Origin of the sequence: Streptomyces griseoaurantiacus, assembly GCF_036189845.1 — a bacterium.
In the GTDB taxonomy this organism is placed as follows: domain Bacteria; phylum Actinomycetota; class Actinomycetes; order Streptomycetales; family Streptomycetaceae; genus Streptomyces; species Streptomyces griseoaurantiacus.
Genome location: NZ_CP108327.1, coordinates 56,387 through 74,497, shown reverse-complemented (window position 1 = coordinate 74,497; position 18,111 = coordinate 56,387). Strand labels below are relative to the sequence as shown.

General features: G+C 70.1%; 4 protein-coding genes. All 4 read right to left on the bottom strand.

Annotation, left to right across the window (positions count from 1 at the left end; translation table 11 throughout):
- Nucleotides 1–125: 125 nt before the first annotated feature.
- Complete coding sequence (locus tag OHB09_RS32810; RefSeq protein WP_328923087.1) at nucleotides 126–2,432, bottom strand: UvrD-helicase domain-containing protein; 2,307 nt, start codon at nucleotides 2,430–2,432, stop codon at nucleotides 126–128.
- 102 nt (nucleotides 2,433–2,534) lie between these two features.
- Nucleotides 2,535–9,338 (bottom strand): DEAD/DEAH box helicase, encoded by a 6,804-nt coding sequence (locus OHB09_RS32805; protein WP_328923086.1) that lies wholly within the window; start codon nucleotides 9,336–9,338, stop codon nucleotides 2,535–2,537.
- On the bottom strand, nucleotides 9,335–14,875 hold the full coding sequence (locus OHB09_RS32800; RefSeq protein ID WP_328923164.1) for a hypothetical protein: 5,541 nt from the start codon (nucleotides 14,873–14,875) through the stop codon (nucleotides 9,335–9,337). The genes OHB09_RS32805 and OHB09_RS32800 overlap by 4 nt, the downstream gene beginning before the upstream one ends.
- Nucleotides 14,872–18,000, bottom strand: coding sequence for a DEAD/DEAH box helicase (locus tag OHB09_RS32795; RefSeq protein ID WP_328923163.1), 3,129 nt, complete (start codon nucleotides 17,998–18,000; stop codon nucleotides 14,872–14,874). The genes OHB09_RS32800 and OHB09_RS32795 overlap by 4 nt, the downstream gene beginning before the upstream one ends.
- Nucleotides 18,001–18,111 lie beyond the last annotated feature (111 nt).

The window sequence follows — 18,111 nt, the reverse complement described above, 5'->3', positions numbered from 1 at the left end:
GTGGTGGTGGTCCTCGGCGAGGTCGCGGGTGACGGTCGGGCTGTTGTGGCGTTCGGACCGTCGGAGTGGGCCGCGTTCGAGGCCGCAGCGCGCGAACGCGGCCCACTCCGGGACCGTGCAGTGGCTCAGACCGGCAAGTACGGGCTCGGCTTCCCGTACCAGCTGATGCGGAGCGCGTCGCGGGCGCGGGTCGCGGCGACGAAGAGGAGGGAGCGGGCCCGGAGTTCCTCGCGGGCGTAGCGGCGGGGGTCGGTGGTGCGGTAGCGCTCGAGGATGTCCGTGCGGGGGATGACGCCGTCGCGGGCGCCGACGATGGCGAGCTTCTGGTACTCGAGGCCCTTGAAGCGGTGCATCGTGCCGACGTGCACCTCGCCCTCTCCCTTGGGGCCGTCCTTGGTGAGCTCGGCGACGGTGATCCCTGCCTTGGTGGCCAGGTGGAACATCACCTGGCTGACCATGTCCCGTTCCGCGACGCACACGGCGATGCTGCCGCGCGGGTCGCGGCGCGGGCCGGCGCCGCCGTTGCCGGTGGCGATCTCCTCGCGCCAGGCGGTCAGCGTCGTGGCGAGCCGGTCGAGTTCGTCCTCCCAGGAGTCGCAGCGGACCAGGTCGGGCGCGGGGCCGCGCAGGACGGAGCGGTAGCCGTCGAGGGTGTCGGTGCTGTCGTCGAGGTCGTCGTAGGCGAGGTCCTTGCCGGTGAGGTCCACCACCCGCAGGGCCCGGGAGAGGATCTCCCTGGTGGTGCGGTAGCTGAGGGTGAGCCGGGAGGAGCGGCCCCGGATGTTGATGCCGACGGTGGAGAGGGTGACCTGCTGGTCGTAGATGCGCTGGTGGGTGTCGCCGGCGATGAACAGGTCGTCGGGCCCGGGGGCGACCATGGCGCGCAGCATCTTCCAGTGGGCGGCGCGCAGGTCCTGGGCCTCGTCGACGACGATGTGCCGGTAGCGGTGGTGGAGGAAGCGCATGCCGGAGCCGTCGTCGCGGTGGATGAGGTCCTTGCCGCCGACGGCTTCCTTGTGCTCCTGCCGGGCCCTGATCCTCGCGTCGCGTTCCGTCTCGAGGCGGGCGGCGCGCTCGGCGGCCTGGCCCCAGGTCTCCAGGCCCTCCTTGTCCAGGCGGGCCGTGAACTGCTCCAGGATCTTCCAGATCTGCGCGCGTTCGGGGCGGGTGACGGAACGGCCGCGGCCGGCGCGGCGGGCGTCGAAGTACGCCTTGCGGGTGCCGATGGACTGGCCGAGGACCACCTGGTCCCACTCCTCGTAGAGGAACTCGGCGTCCCAGCGGCGCTCGTCGAGTTCCAGCAGGAGCCGGCGCAGCACGGTGAGCGCGGTGCTGTCGTACACGCGCTGCCTGGCGGTGCCCTTGACGGAGTTCTCGCTGAGGACGCGCGCGGCGAGCTGGTCGATGTGGGCGATCTCCACGCGGGCGAGGAGCTCGGGTTCCATCAGCGAGGCGAGGCGGGCGCGCAGGTCGGTGGTGAGGTTCTTGGTGAACGTCGTCAGCAGGATGGGCTTGCCGTGTCCGGGCGGCAGCTGCTGCGCGAGGTGCTTGACCCGGTGCAGGGCGACGATGGTCTTGCCGGTGCCGGGGCCGCCCGAGACGCGGGCCGGACCGTTGTAGGCGCGGTGGACGAGCTTGGCCTGGGTGGGGTGCAGGAAGACCTTCCAGGCGCGGAAGTCGCCCTCCTCCAGGGCGGCCTGGATGTCGGCGTCGATGGTGGTGACGGTGGTGCGGGCGAGCGCGGCGCCGAGGTCCTGCGCGTAGTCCTGGCCGAGGTCGACCTTGACCGGGGCGGTGATCTCCTTGCGGACCTCGTCCAGGGGCATGCCCGCGGCGAGCCCGTACAGGATGTCCTTGGACAGCAGGGGCGCGCCCTCGACCAGCTGGTCGAGTTCGTCGCTGCCGGTGACGGCGAGCGCGAGGTCGATGAGCTGGTCGGCGACGCCGAGGTCCCGCAGGTCCTCCGCGGTGACGCCGGTGAGCAGGGGCTCGGCGGCTGCCGGGGCGGCCTCGGGCGCGGGCTGCGGGGCGGGCTCGGGCTCGGGTTCGGTGGGGGTGAGGGTGACGCCCGCGCGCCGCAGCACGCTCTCGCCCACCACGGAGAGGTCCACGAACTCGATCTCGCCGGTGATCCGGTTGATCGCGACCGAGAGTTCCTCGTAGACGTGCTTGCGGTGGCGCACCGCGATGACGAGCCAGTTCTCCTGGCCCTTGTCGTCGACGCCGGCCCTGGCCAGCAGGGCGCGGTACGACTGGTCGATCTTGGCGCGGAAGACGCGGCCGTCGCCCTTGAGGGGCTTGAGGTCCAGGCCGGGGTGGTCCGGGTCCTCGCGGAAGCGGTGGCAGAAGTCGTAGAACCTGCCCTTGACCGAGCGGTCGAGCTTGTACAGCTCCTGTTCGGCCTTCTGATACAGGCTGAGCCGGGCGGTCATGGGATGAGTGCTGCCTTCCGTCGCCGGGGAGTCGTAGGAATCGTGGAGACCGTAGGAGTCACGAAGGTCGTCACGACCGGGGAAGTCGTTCGTATCGGGTGCTCACGAGGCATCGGGGAGCCTTTCGACGAGCGCGTCAAGGTCGTCGAGCCAGTCGGCCGCCGTGCGGGCCGTCCATCCCGCGTCGGCGTAGGCCCTGTCGCGGCGGAGGGCTTCCTCGTCGTCCTCTCCGTGCGGGACGGCGACGACGGCCACCCGCACGCCCGAGTCCTTCCAGGCGAAGTCGGCCGGCCAGCCGCGTTCGCCGAGTTCGAAGCCGAAGACGGGGGCCTGCTTGCCGTGTTCGGCGAGCGCGCGGGCGAGCCGGGTGAGCGCCGAGTCCGGCTCGTCCTCCTCGAGGAGGGGCAGGATCTCCTCGTCCCAGGCGGCATCGCGCAGCAGCCTGGCGACGGCCCGCTCGGCCGCCGAACCACCGGCCTCCGCCTCGGCGACCGCGCTCGCGCCGGTGGGCGTCGCCTCCCGCACCGCCTCCTCGGCCGGCGGTGTCTCCTGCGGCCGGTGCACGGCGATGAGGGAGTCGAGTTCGCCGATGCCGCCGGTGACGGTCAGCACGTCGACCGGGAAGGCGGCCGCGCGGCTGCCGGCCAGCTGGACACCGTCCCCGCCGGCGAACGCGAGGAACTGCAGCAGGTTCGACCAGTAGAGCCAGGCCCGCCAGCGCTGCTTGTGCGCGTCGGTGCCCAGGGCCTCGTCGCGGTCGTCCAGCACGGCCAGCGCGCTCCACCGCACCGCGTGCGGTTCCTCGCCGTCGCTCATGTCGACGGTGAAGAGGAGCGGGAGCCCGTACGCGTCGCTCGCCCGCAGCACCAGGACGGGCCCGTCGCCCGTGACCGGTTCCCCGGACGGCTCGAGGCCCGCGCCGTACGCGTCGAGCGCCGACCGCAGTGCCTGCCGCGCCTGGGCACGGTCCGCCTGCATGGCCAGGGGTGCGGGCTCGGCCATGAGGCCGGCCACCAGGGCCCTGGCGCGGCGCCCCCACCGCTCCTTGGCCGGGTCGCGCAAGTAGGCGAGGAGCGCCTCGACGGGGTTGGCGAACACGGCCTGCGCGAAGTCGGCGCGCGCGCCGCCCGTCTCCTCGTACCAGTCCTTGGCCGCGTCCTGCGCGCTGCGCGGGTACGGCGGCCAGACCGGCTCGGCCCTCGCCGCCTCGCCCTTCTCGAACAGTTCCAGGTCGTCCCAGGTGAGCTGGAAGACGACGTGGTTCCTGTCCCGCAGCCGGTTGCGCTTCTCGCAGTCCGCGGCGATGCGGTTGTGCGCGCGGGTGGCGTGGTAGCGGTGGCCGTCCAGGTAGACGGTGACGTACTCCTTGGGGCCGTCCGTGGACTCGAAGGTGAAGTCGGTCCGGGTGTACTCCATGTCCCGCTGTGCGGTGAGCCGCCAGTTGGTGCCCTGGCCGAAGCGCAGGTAGCCGCTGGCCGTGCTGCTCTCCTCCAGGACGGCGTCGCTCTCCTGACCGGTCCAGGTGCGCAGGGCGGCCAGGAACCGGGCCTCCAGGTCGGACTCGACCTGCCTGTCCAGGCCGATCAGGTCCGTGCTGGGCAGCCGGGTGACCTTCCACAGGTCGACGGGCCGCCCGTCCTCGTCGAGCACCGGCCCGCCGTCCTGGTCGACCGGGCCCAGCAGGTCGTTGATGATGCCCAGGGCCTCGAGGCGGGAGACGGTGTCCTGGTGCCGCTCCTCGGTGTAGCGGTGCAGGCACCGGTGGCAGGCGAGCCGGCCCTCGTCGCGGCACGGGCACGTCAGCAGCGCCCGCCGGGCGTCGGAGAGCGCCGCCCGGAAGTGGGCCGGGTCGGTGAGCCGGTGCAGGTAGCCGGTGCCGCCCGGCAGACGGTCGAAGAGCACCAGGAAGTGCCGGGTCTCACCGGTGCCGTGGTCGGGCATGCGCGCCAGGGTCGAGTCCAGGTGCTGCGGGTCACCGCCGAAGTGCTGGTCGACGCCCAGCCGCAGGGCCGCCCGGAAGGAGTGGATCTTCTCGTCGACCAGGACGGTGGCGGCGGGCAGCAGCACCCGCAGCGCCTCGGTGCGCAGCTGGTGCGCCAGCAGCACCGGCTCCTGCGCCACCTCCCGCGGGTTCTTCCCCCGGCGCAGCGGGCACCACGGCTGGTGGTGCTTCAGCTTCGGGTTGCGCGCCGCCGCGGAGTCCAGGGCGTCGGTGTCGTGGTCGAAGACGGGCCGCCCGTCGGCGGTCGCCGCGCCGCAGCCCGTGCACACGTGGAACGGCGCCATCCGCACGCTGTGCCCGGCGAAGTCGTCCTCGGCCTTGGCGTCGAAGCGCATCGGGCCGACGTTCACCCGCCGGACGACGGCCGTACGGCAGAAGTCGACGCCGAACGTCTGGGTCTCGTGCCGCCAGGAGGTCTTCGGTTCGATGTCCTCCTTCGCGATGTCGACCGCGTCGATCACCGTGTAGTACCGCTGCTCCCGGTCGTCCTTGTCGTCGCTGATCCGGGCGTCCTCGCGTTTGTCCCGGGAGGTGACGACGGCGGGCTCGACGACCTTGTGCAGGCAGGAGCCGTCGTCCGCGATCCGGGCACTGCCACAGCGCGGGCACGGCGAGCGGTCGGCCTCGGCGTCCTCCGTGCGTACGTATCCGCACTCCTCACAGAACCGCCACAGCCGCCAGTCGGGATCGGTGGCGGTCCCGATCTCCAGGCCGGTGACCTGGTGCTTGTAGCCGTTGACGTAGAACGTGTTGCCCGGCGCGAACTCGGACAGCGCGTAGCGGCGGGGCCGCTCGTAGGCGCGCGGCTTGGACTTGAACGTCTCCCGGCCGGTCTTCTCGTCGACGCCCTCCGGCCAGTAGAGCGTGGCGTTCAGCGTGGTCACCGCGTCGATGAGTGCGTAGTTCGGCAGCAGCCCGAGGTCGCACAGGGCCTGCTGGGCGGTGGTGAGCCCGAGGGAGAGCAGCCGTTTGCCGACCGACCGGTGCTCGGCGTCCAGTTCGGCCTTCTGCCGGGCCTGCTCGTCGTCGCTGTCGTGCAGTTCCTCGCGCGCCTCGCCGATCAGCTTCAGCCGGCGGCGCAGCACCTCCTCGCCGCGCCGCCATTGGCGTTCGGCCTCCTCCGCCGCGCTGCGCAGCCCGCGGGTGGCGTACGCGCGCAGTTCGGTCCGGGACCGGTCGCTCACCCCTGCGGGGAACAGGTCCAGGAAACCGTCGACCAGCTGATCGGCGTGGGCGAGGGCTGCCTCGACCAGGTCGGCGAGGTAGCCGGAGGGGCCGAACAGCTCGGGGGCCCTGGCCGGTATCGCGGCCAGGGGCTTGCCGTCGGGGCGCGGCAGGCGCCCGCGCGCGGCCAGGTCCAGCAGGTGGGCCAGGTACTGGCGGCGCAGGATCTCGATCGCCGACAGGTGGCTGCCCGGAGGCACGATCCGCCCGGCGATCATCTCGCGCGGCTGGTCCAGGAAGTACAGGTCGCGGCGGCTGCGGTCGGGGATGGTCAGCAGGAACGCGTTGCCGGTGCGCCGACCGGCCCGCCCGACCTGCTGGGCGTAGTTGGCGGGCCGGCGCGGCAGCGCGGCCAGCACGACGGCGGACAGGTCGCCGATGTCGATGCCCATCTCCAGGGTGGGCGTGCACGACAGCACGTTGGGGTCCTTGAACCCGTTGCCGTGCTTGAACGCCGCCTCGACCCGCTCCCGCTCCGGGCGGGTGAGCATCCCGGTGTGCTCGGCGGTGACGACCTGGTAGGTGCCCGCCTTGCGGTACAGCCGTCGGTAGTAGTCGTCCCGGTAGTTGCGGTCCCGGTGGTGCACGCCCAGCTCCTCCGGGCGGTTCCCGGCGACCAGCCGGCCCCGGCGGCAGCGGTACGACGGGCACGGCTGCCCGTGCCACTGGTCCAGCAGCTCCGGGTGGACGGTCTGCTCCCAGAAGCAGACCGGGCAGCGCACGAACGCCTCGTTGACGACGTCGTCGCCGAGGAGCCGCACGTCGACCGCGCCCGGCTGCAGCCCGTACACCCGCAGGCTGCCGTCGGCCGGGGTGCGCACCGACAGCAGGCCCGCCGAGACCAGCTCGGGCAGCAGCCGGTTCCAGAAGCCGGCCGTCTGCTCGCGGGGCAGGTCGAGGCAGCGCTGCGCCCAGCGTTCGTACCAGGACAGCCGTCCCGTCGCGAAGTCGAACTCGCTGTTGGTCTTGGGCTGGTCCAGGAGGAACACCGGGGCCGCGACGCCGCGGGGGAAGGCGCGCATGCCCACCGGACGCTTGCCCCAGATGAAGTAGCGGCTGGTCCCGGCCTCCCTCAGATAGCCGTCCAGCCACTTGTGGCCGATCGCGCCCCTGGTGCGCAGCCGCTCCAGGAGGATCCGCAGGAACGCGAGGTAGCGGGCGTCGTCCTGTTCGACGGGCGGCAGCCCGCCGCGCCGTCCCTCCTCCGCCAGATGCGCGCCCTTCACGAGCGCCACCGCCGCCCGCGTGTCCGCGATACGCACCTGGGCCGCCGCCGTCCGGGTCAGCTCCAGGGTGCGGCCGTTGCGGGAACGGAACCCGAACTCCATCAGCGCCTCGAACGCGAAACGCTCGCCGATCAGGTTCCACGTCGGGCGGTCGCCGCCGCGTCCCTGGCCGGACAGCAGCCGCTGGACGCCCCGGATGTCGTGCAGGTCGGTGGGGACGACGGCGGCGAGCGTCGTACGGTCGGTGGTGGCCGCGACGACGTCCGCGATCAGGTCGTTGAGCGCGGTCGGACGCTCCTCCGACAGGTGCTTCTTGAACAGGGCGCGCAGGGAGAAGGTGTACGAGCGGGAGGCGACGAACCCGGCCCGGTGCGCGGCGTCCTGCACCGAGTCGTTGAACATCAGCGTCTTGTCCTCGCCCTGCTCCTCGTCCAGCTCACCTCCCGTGAACAGCTGGGTCACCGAGGCCGCGGCGAGAGCCGCCGCACCCGTGCCGAGGAAGCGGATCGCGTTGCGCGAGCCGCACGCCGGGCACCAGTCCTCCTCGGCCGCCGTGTTCGCCGTCTCACCCAGATTGACCAGCACGAAGGCCGAGTCACCGGTGGCCGGGCGCGGCTGTCCGTCTCCGGGCGCGTAGTCCCTGACCGGGTCGGGCAGCCGCAGCGTCCGGTTCGGCCCGTCCAGGACGCGCAGCTGCCCGCCCCGGCCGGCGGAGAGCGCGGAGACCGCCCGCCCGCCGTCCGCCCCGCGGCCGGCCGACGCCATCGGCGCGGCACCGGAGCCCTCGCGGGCCTCGGCGTCCGTCGCCGCGATCAGGTTGCGCACCCGCATCTTGTCCTGGCTGACCGAGGCCCGCCGGATCTTGTGCGAGTCGACCTGGACGTAGGTGTCGTCCGTCTCCGGGGAGAACACCGCCCAGCCCGAACGACCGCAGTCACGGCAGTAGACGGCGGGCAGGAACAGGTTCGCGGTCTGGCCGGCCGTCGCCGTGGTGACCGGCGCCGTCCGGGCGTGCTGCTCGCTTGGCCGGTCCGCCGCGCCGGCCGCGTCCCACTGGAACTCCGCCTTCGGCCACGGCAGCACCCCGCGTACGAGGCGGGAGACCGAGCGGGCCCACTGGTGCACCTCGATCTGCACCAGTGGCCGCGGCCGCTTCGGCGTGGACTCCGGGTCGCGGGCGACGGCCAGCAGTGCGACGAACCGGGCGAGGGCGGAGGCGGCGACCTCCGGCCGCTCGGTGATCGTCTTGCCCCACGACCGCGCGCCCCTGCGCCACATCAGGTCGAGCACTTCACCGGTGGTGCGGACCTCGCCGTCCAGCGCCTGCATGACGGCCGAGGTCAGCGTCTGCCGCTTCAGGTTCCGGCCCAGCAGGAACGGGTCCGTCTCGCGCGTGCCGGTCACCGTCTCGACGAGGTCGACGAACTCCGCCTTCCCGAGGGACGGGTCGGGCAGCAGCGCCAGCTCGTCGGGGGAGGGGTCCGGCAGCGCCGGGTCGAAGTCGTCCGGCGGGATGAACTCGTCGACGCTCTGCCGGTCCTCACCGATGATCGCGTCCTCGGTGAACACGGTCCCGAAGACCTGGGTCGCGACGTCGAGGAGCTGACGCACCCCGTCCCCGTCCGTGCCGGACGCGAGCGTCGCGGACGTGGCGACCGGGCAGATCCGCCCCAGCGGGTTCCCCGGCTCCGACGCCCCGACGGCGGCGGCCAGGCGCCGCAGCAGCATCGCCACGTCGGTGCCCTGGGCACCGTCGTAGGTGTGGAACTCGTCCACGACGACGTACCGGATGTCCGCGCCGTTCCACAGCGCCGCGTCCTGGGAGCGCTGGAGCAGCAGGTCCAGCATCTTGTAGTTCGTGATCAGGATGTCCGGCGGCGACACCCACATGTCGGAACGGCGGGTGTACACCCGGTCGTACGTCGTCTCCGCCCGGTCCCCGATGTACAGGCCGGCGCGGAGCTTGCCGAGGTCCGCGTCGTGCGCGCACAGCAGGTCGTTGATGCGCTGCGCCTGGTCGGTGGCGAGCGCGTTCATCGGATACAGGAACACGGCCTTGACGCCGCTGTGGCCCGCGTCGCGCTCGCGGGCGCAGTGGTCCAGGACCGGGTAGAGGAACGACTCCGTCTTGCCGGAGCCGGTGCCGGTCGTGACGAGCGTCGGCCGCGGGGTGCGGCCGCCGGCCGACGACAGCCGCTCGAACGCCCTGGCCTGGTGGGCGTACGGGGTCCAGTCGTCCGTCCGCCGCCAGTCCAGCAGCTCCTTCCAGGAGTCGCCGGCCCGCGTGAACGGCGTCCGTATCCGCAGGAACGGCCCCCGGAACATCCCGGACGTCTCGTCCCCCAGGAACCGGTGCAGCGACTCCCGGGCGCCCTCGTCGGTCAGCGCGTACGTCGTCGACAGGTACTGCAGCAGGCTCTCCTTGAGCCCCTGCGCCTCGAGCGTCGGCCTCACTGGCTGGGAACCTCCTGCATCACCGGGTCCCACTCACCCCGGGCAACGGCCTCGTCCAGCCGCTTCTGGAAGTAGGCGTGCGCTTCGCGCATTTCCTTCTCCCGCTCGGCCTTGTAAAAGGGGGCGGTGTAGCCCTCGGGGACGGGGGCGTTGTCGGGGTCCTTCCGATATTTTTCGAACTGTGTCCAGTGCTGCTTCTCTTGGCCGTGGCCGTAGGTGTGCCGCTTCGCCGCGAGTTTCCGTTCATTGGAATCAAACCATGTCACCAGATCGAAATCCTGCATGATTGGGAACCGGGACCTATACATGGTGATTAGCGTGTCAGCATCGATGCCGAGACAAACAGCGACCAGGGCGTCGATCTCGACCAGGGCGGCACGACGAGCGTACTCCGTGCGGAGCGGAGTGTTACGCTCCCAATCACGCGTAGCGGCGTGAAGTTCTGTCTTGATGCCGGGCCAGGCGCGAGCCCAAAAACAGCGGGTCGTCCAAGTGGGATCGAAGAGTTCGCTCCAAAGATCGGCGTAGGCATTGGTTAGACAGTTCAGGCGAAGGGTGCGGAGAAGGAGGTCGGAAGAAAGTGGGTGAGTCAGGTCCGGGGCGGGAAGTGAACGGGCTCCCGCAAACTGAAGCTGTGAGCGATTGGTTGTTCGGAGAAAATAATCCAACGGTAGTGATGTCCAGAATCCAGCTACCAGAGCAGTCTCTTTATTCGTCGGCATGGTCAAACTGAACAAGCCATCGACGTGGGTGACATCTCGAGGGATTAGTGCAGAATATAGCGCTCGCTCTGTATCAGGGGCAATCATCTTACGCCATGCCAAGCGGTAGAATCGGGTGCACGGCTTAGTGGCCTTGGAGATGAGTTGGTCTTGAACCGCTTCGTCAGTAACTTCGCTTGGCTCGCATTTGGAGGTTCTCGCGAGCTCCAACCGTGCGCTCTCGATCGCTTCTGTCGATTCTTGCAGTACCTTCAATTGAGAATGATCAAGCCAGATGTCTTGCTCTGCGATGTAGGTAGGGTTGTCGACTACTCGTCGATACTCTGACTCGGGAACGGCGTTTGTGTCGAGCTCTCCATGGTTAAGTCCTCGGGTCTCGCCACTTCCCTGGCTCGGCTGTTTGAATAGGGGATTGGCTACGCCGATCTGGGGACCTTTGAGGATCACGTCACCCCAAGATTCGGCTTGGTAATCCACCTTTGCTTCGATGTTTTTGTTATAATCGATCAGTGGTAGATTTTTGGTGGCGCCATATTTGGGCTTCTTTGCGGCGCCTTCATCGAATCCGATGGTGATCTGTGGCGACAATCGTTCGAGGCGCAATGGGTATGCGGCGAGTGCGTCAATGGCCGGATCTTCCGCCGTACTCACTGGTGTCAGTAGACGCGCCTGCTCTACGGGAGTTTCTTGTTCTCCTGATAGCCGTTGCCATCGGGCCAAAGTGTGCGGCGTTACGCGCACAATCCGCTTCCGGTGGGGCCGCTCATCCCAGTCGGTACCGAACTTCACTCCAGGCGCATTGCCGCTTCCATCATGCGTGGCCGAAAAGCGCAAAGCATCTACGGAAAATAGCCACGACAGGTGATCAAATGAAACTTCGCCCGCGTCGCCATAAATGTGCACACCGAAGCGACTGGAATGACCGACAGGCGGTGGAAAAAATCGGTTACCAGCATTAACGAAGTCGGCATGAACTCGAAGACGGCGATAGGAGGCTTGCCGCAAGCGTGCTTCACTGGCGCCGCTAAAGTGAGTGTCGGGATGCACCAAGCCAACGATCCCGCCCTGGGCTGCGTGACCCCAAGTTTGACTCATAAATGCGCGATAAAGATCTGGCTTCGTGCCTGCGATGAGTGGGTACACCTGTGAAGCGGCCAGGTAGCCGGCGGTAGCGGCAATCGAGGTCACCTCTCGCAAGAGATAATCGGTCACCTTTGGCTTCGCCAGTTCTGCCGAGCGCCGTTTCCCCTTGTCTGACGCTGTAGGTTTTTCGGTGAGCATGAACCATGGTTCATGCTCCGCGAGTACAGCGTTCTCCTTCCATTCCGGCCGCACCCACGGCGGATTCCCCACCTGCAGATCGAACCCGCCCCCCTGCGCGAAGACCAGCGCGAAGTCCAACTCCCAGTGCAGAAAACCCTGTTCCTCCGCGATGTTGGTGACCGTGTGCATCCAGGGGAAGCGGATCTCCGGGTCGGCGAGGTCCATCCCCATCAGGTGGGGGAGGTTCTTCTCGAAGTCCTTCAGCGCGTCCAGGTTGTCGAACTCGGTGACCAGGTTCTGCTCGTCGGGGTCGACGGTGCCCAGGAGGGCCTCGAGGAAGTCCAGCCAGTCGTCCAGCTCGACCAGCGGAATGGTGTCCCGCCACGTCCGCTGCTTGGACTGCTTCGGCGCACCGCGCCTGGACCGACCGCTCGCCTCCACCGCCTGCAGGGCGATGAGCGGCTCGTCCTCCGCCGCTGCGGACACCAGCGTCTCCTGCGTCGGCCCCGACGCGAACAGCATGGTCTGCTCGGTGAAGCGCGGCTCCGGGACCGTCGCCGTCAAGCCCTCGCTGCCCTTACCGGGCCCCGTCGCGTCCCCGCCGATCAGCGGCACCCCCAGCAGTCCACCGAGCGCGTCGGCGGAGGCCACCGCCGGCACCGTGGCGTCGTAGGCCCCGTCCGTGCCGTCCAGCAGGGACGCCTTGTCCGCCGGCCAGAACCACAGCGCGCACCACGCGTCCATGACCTTCTTCAGGCGCCAGTACGGCGTCTCGGTGGCCTCGAACAGGTCGGCCATGACCTGCTCCTTCGGCACCGCACCCGCCGCCGTGCGCAGGAAGTCGTACTCGGCATCGCCCGGCTCGGCGCCCCACACGTCGATCTTGCGGGCGATCGCCGCCTCGGAGAGCCGCATGCGCTTGATGACGAGCGACCACAGGAACTCCGCCCGCTTGGCCGCGTCCCGCAGCCGCGTGAACTGGGAGGACGCCTCACGCCTCGGCCTGCCCGCCTTGTCGAGCTTGGGCGTGCCGTCCTTGTTCAGGTGCGCGGTGCTGCGCTTCGGCCGCTGGAGGATGCCCTTCTTCCAGGCGGCCAGGCGCGCCACCTCGTCCTTGGCGAGTTCCTTGGCCTCCTTCGAGCCGGTCACCGCCGCCCACCCGGGGCTCGGCAGCAGGAACTGGTGCACCGCGTCCTTGGGCAGCGGCTGCGGCTCGCCGTCCTTGAGGAACGGCAGCGGTGTTGGAGCAAGCGTGTTCTTCGCCGCGAGCCAGGCCTTCGCCGGGGAGACGACGTCCTCGCCCGCGTACACCGCCCGCCGCCCGCCGATCAGCGAGTTGCCGCGCCGCAGGTGCAGTCCGAACCACGGTGCCCGCATCCCCGGGTGCATCGTGTTGAGCCAGAGGGAGACTTCCGCCAGCTCCACGCCCGTGGCGTTGAGGTCGACGCCGTACGCGTTGTGCAGGGCGACGTACGCCTTGACCTTCTGCTTCTCCGTCAGCGCGGAGGAGGCAGGCAGGGAGACGCCCAGTTCGTCCTGGCGGCGGCGCAGGTACTCCTCGGCGACCTGGTTGATCGCCTCGTTGAGGAACGCGCCGGAACCCAGCGCGGGCTCGCAGATCTTGTACTTCAGCAGCTCGGACGCCCGCGTCCGGACGATCTCGCCGGTCTCGTCGCGCTCCTGGTCGAGGAGGTGCTTGAGCGCCAGCTCGACGGTCACCTTGGTCAGCGACTCGGGGGTGTAGTAGGAGGCGGAGGTCTCGCGGTCGCGGCCGGCCAGCCGGTAGACGAACTCGCCCACCTTGTACTTCTTCGGCCCGCGCAGGCCCTTCACCGCGTCGTGCTCGTCGTACTCGACCCAGGTCTTCTCCGGGTACTCCTTGAGCCGGTGGGCGGGCACCAGCCAGGAGCCCTTCTCCGGGTCACCGCCCTTGGCGACCTCGCACAGCTCCTCCTCGGCGATGATGCCGGTGTACGACATCAGGCCCTCGTACACGGCGCCGAGCTGGTTGATGCCGAGGTTGCGGTAGGAGATGAAGCCGCCGCGCTCCCCGCGTCGCCGGGCCTTCTTCATGGTCAGCAGCCGCAGTACCTCGTGCAGGGCGTGGTTGCGCAGCCGCAGGTCCAGCCACTTCGGGTCGGTGTCCTCGTCGCTGCGGGGGTCGAGGACGCCCCGGCCGATGAGACGGATGGACTTCGGCTCGAAGAGTTCGCTGCGCAGGGGCTCGAAGCGCAGGCCGCGGTCCTCGCTGCGCCGCTTGGCCTTGAGCTTGCGGGTCTCCTCGTCGTCGTCCGGCAGGTCATCGTCGGGTTCGGTGCCGTAGGGGCGGTGGCCGCGGTTGACCTTGTTGAACAGGACGTCGAGGGAGGCGAAGAGGTGGTGGCCGTTCCTGGCCTCCTCCTCGACGAGCTGCTCGTCGCGCTCGACGAGTTCCCGCAGCCGCGCCACCGAGTACCCGGCCTCGTAGGTGCCGTCGTCGGCGGGCAGGATGCCCAGCTCCGGGCGGGCTTCGGCGTACAGCAGGAACAGGATGCGGTAGAGGTAGCGCAGCGACTCGCGGGTGAGTTCCTTGGCGAACGGCAGCTTCGGGTCCTCGATCCGCCGGGGCTCGAGGCCGGCCTGCTTCAGCCGGGCGAGGACCTCGTTGGCGATGATCTCGACCGAGCGCTGCAGCCCTTCGCGCAGTTCCCCGGAGACGCCGACCGCGTTGTCGCGGGAGGCCTTGACCAGGGCGTCGATGCCCGGTCCCTTGCCGTCCTCGGCGGGGGCGAGCAGCTCGTGGCTGAAGAGGGCGGCGATGGTCGCCAGCTCGCCGCCCTGCTTGCGGTCGTTGCGTTCCAGCGCGGCATCCAGGTTGGCGGCGAGGAAGCGGCCCTCGCCCCACACCTGGCGGTCGGCCAGGACGATCACGCCGCCGCACAGCAGCAGCACGAAGCGGGGCGGCTCCCCGCCCGGCTCACCCAGTTCGCTCTGGAAGAGCCAGGTGGCAAGGGACTGGCCGCTCTCGTAGACCTCGCTGCCGCTCACCCGCAGCGGGTGCTGCAGCCGGCCGGGGCCGTCCGCGTCCAGGGCCGTGTCGTTGCCGGCGGCCCAGCCGCACTCGAGGGCCACGATGCCGTCGCCGTGCCAGGCCGTCGCCACGGTGTGCTCGCGCCCGGCGCGGTGGACGGTCAGCCGGCGCCGCTCGGCGGCGCCGGCGAAGCCGAGGGCCGCCAGCACCTTGTCGTGCCAGGCGCTGAGCCGCTCGCGCCAGTCGCCGTCGTCGTAGGTGTTGAGGCGGGCTCCGGCGGCGGCGCTGTTCTCGTCGGCGTCGTCCTCGGCGTCCAGCTTGGCGCGTTCGGCGAAGAAGTTGCGGTACTCCTCCGAGAGGTACGTGCCGCGCAGGGCGCGCAGCATCTCCCTCGGCGTGGGACGCGGGTCCTTCTCGTCGCCCTCCCGGACCGTCCAGGTGGCGAGGAGACCCTTCTTGAGGTCCTGGCCCAGCTGCTCGGCGAAGTAGTGGGCGGACAGGTACTCGCCGCGGTTGGAGAAGGAGTCGAAGTCGGTGCTCATCGGGTGGTCTCCCCAGCGGCGGCGGCGGTGGCGGCGGTGGACAGGGGCTGCAGGACGCAGAGCAGGCGCAGCATGGGCGCCCCCGAGGTCTTCAGCGACTTGATGAGGGTCTTGCGGCGGCTCGCCGTGAGGTTCACGTCGTTGCGGTCCTTCGCCGAGCGGGCCGAGGCGAACAGGGCGTCCTGCTGCCACCGCGTCACCCGCTTCTCGTACGGGGCGAGCATGTCGTCGATGCGCCGCGCGTACTCGGCCTCCTGCTCGCGCAGGTGGCGCGCGGCCTCGTCGACCGCCCGGGGGACGAGCCCCCGCAGCGCCTTGCGCTCCTCCTCGGACACGGCGCGGCCAGGCATCTTCGGTCCGACACCGCACGCGGCGAGGAAGGCGGCGTCCATGCGCACGACCCGGGGCGCGTCGGGCAGTCCGACGACGGCCATCCACTCCACCACGGTGGGGCGGCCCACGGCGTTGGAGTGGATGCCCTGCACCAGACAGACCGGCCCGGACAGCTCCGCCGGCAGGCGGGGATCCAGCTTGGCCGCCGCCGCGGCGTCGGGGCGGTGGGCGAGGACGAACGCCTCGTCGTGCCGCAGGGACGCGAGCGCCTTGTCGGTCACCCAGTCCAGGACGGGATGCACATCCGAGACGTAACTGACGTTGGGCCACTGGGTCTTGGACGACTCGCGGGCCGCCTTCAGCCGCTTCTCCCCGAGCCCCTTGTCGAAGGTGATGCGCAGCCGTCCGGGGGCCTTGCCCGTGGGCAGGATGTGCTGCTCGGTCAGATACGACTTGGGCAGCGCCTTGAAGCGGTACTGCAGGTCGGCCGGCGGCTCGAACGCGATCGTGCCGTCGTCCTCGTGGCGCAGCTTCAGCTCGTTGTCCGGCCCCGTCGGGCAGATCTGGCGCAGGGCCTCCTCGAAGTAGGCGGAGGTCGAGCGGAAGACGCTCGGGACGGTCGCGGACGCCACGTCGTCCTGGGCCGACCGGGACCCGATGTTGCCCATCATCTTCCTGAGCAGCGACGAGGAGCCGCCGCTGGACTGCTTGATGGACTCCTCCACGGTGCGGCCGGCGAGCAGGTCCCGCGTGAGCCGGTTCTCCTCCTCCTGCGCCCGGTACAGGCCGGTGACCGTCTCGGCCGAGCCGTCGATCCGGTGCGCCTCCTCCTCGCGCTTCAGGAGCTTGGCGCCGACCAGCCGGTCGTCGAGCGGGAGGGCCTCGCCGGTCTCCGGAACGCGCCGCCACTCCACGTCGCTGGTGAGCACCAGGGCGCGGAACTGCGGCTTCTCCTTCTGCCCGTAGCGGTCGATGCGGCCGTTGCGCTGCTCGATACGGATCAGCGACCAGGGCAGGTCGTAGTGGATGAGCTGGTGGCACTCCTGGTGGAGGTTGACGCCCTCGGAGGCGACGTCGCCCGTGAACAGGATGCGCACCGGGTCGTCACGCAGCCCGAACTTCTCGACGATCCGCTTCTGCTCGTCCTCGTTGGTGGCCTCGCCGTGCATCACCTGCACCGCCCCGCCGTACGCCAGCCAGGGCCGGTCCTTCTTCTCGCCCGCCTCGACGGCACCGCTCTTCTGGAACCCGAGCCGGGCGGGGACGGTCTCCGCCAGCCAGGTCAGCGTGGGGATGCGCTCGGAGAAGACGACGACGCGGGTGTCCGACCCCGGGCCGAGACCGATCTCCTCGAGCTGCTCGACCAGCGCGTCCAGCTTCGCGGAGTCCTCGTCACCGAGCTCACCGGCCAGCCGCTCCAGCTCCACGATCGCCTCGCGCTCGACCTTGAGCGCGGCCTCGCGGGCGGCCGGGTCCTCGCCCTTCCTCCCCTTCGCGGGCCCGGCCAGATAGCGGCGCCGCGCCTCCAGCGACTTCTGGAGCGCCTTGTGCGAGGAGAGGAAGGCCTTGAAGAAGTTGTAGGCGGCGAGCGGGTCCGCACACACCGAGGAGGCGGCCGGATCGCGCGGGATCCAGCGGGCGGCCAGCTCCTCGAAGACCGCACGCTCCTTCAAGGTGGCCTGCGCGGGGACCGGCTCGGACGGGCCCCGGTCGGCCCACACGCCCTTGAGGGAGTCCCGCACCTCCTTGTCCGTCTTGGTGCGCCGGATGTAAAGGTGGTCGAGGTCCTTCACGTCGTAGTCCGACGGGTTCGCGATCGCGGCCTCGTCCAGCATCCGGATCAGCTCGGCGAAGGACCCGGCGTCGCCGTTGTGCGGAGTCGCCGAGGCGAGGATCAGCGCGTCGGTGCGGCGGGCCAGCAGACGGGCGAGATCGTTGTTCTTCGTGCCGCGGTTGACCAGGTTGTGCGACTCGTCGATGACGACGGCGTCCCACTCGGTGGAGTCCAGGTGGTGGGCGTACACGTCGCTCTTGAGCGTGTCCACGGAGATGATCGCCCGCTTGAAGTAGGCGAACGGGTTCCGCCCGGCGGGGATGTCCTGCTGGATGCGCTGGATGCCCGTGGAGTCGAGCCTGACGAGCGGGATGGAGAACCGGGTCCACAGCTCGCGCTGGAACTGCTCCAGGACGTGCGCCGGCGTCACCACGAGGATCCGCTCACCCCGCCCGCGCCGGATCAGCTCGGCCAGCAGGATGCCGATCTCCAGCGTCTTGCCGAGCCCCACCACGTCGGCGATGAGCAGCCGCGGCTGCGGGTTCTTCATGGAAAGGGCGAGCTCGGCCGGCCGCAGCTGGTGGGTCTGCTTGTCCATGAGGAAGCCGTCGGCCAGCGCGAGCCCGTGCTCGGTCTGGGGCAGCGCCGTCTTGCGGATCACCGCCTCCAGGTAGAGGCGGGCCTTGCGGTGGTTGGGAGAGCCGTCGGGAACCAGTTCCGTCTTGCGCGGGTCGAGCACCTGGATGTCGTCGAGCAGGCTGTAGAAGACGGCGTCCGTGCCCCGCACGAAGGACGAGACGCCGGTGACCTCCACCATCCAGCCGTCCCGCGCCGTGGGCGCGACCTTCCGGACGAGCCACTGCTCGTCACGGATGCGGACCTGGGCCCCCGGCGCGTAGGAGACCGCACCGCCGTCCGGTCGTGCCACGTCCCCCGACGCGTCGAGAACGATCCCGTCCTCGCTCACCGCGTCGTCGAGCACCCCCTGACCGTCACCGGCCCCCGCAACGGTGGTCACGTCCTGCTCCACTTCCCGCCCCGATCTTCCTGGACCACCGCCGTCGTGCACGGCCCGTCCGTATCAATGCTGCCTGCATGTATCACGTGCCACGGACACCGCCCCCACGGT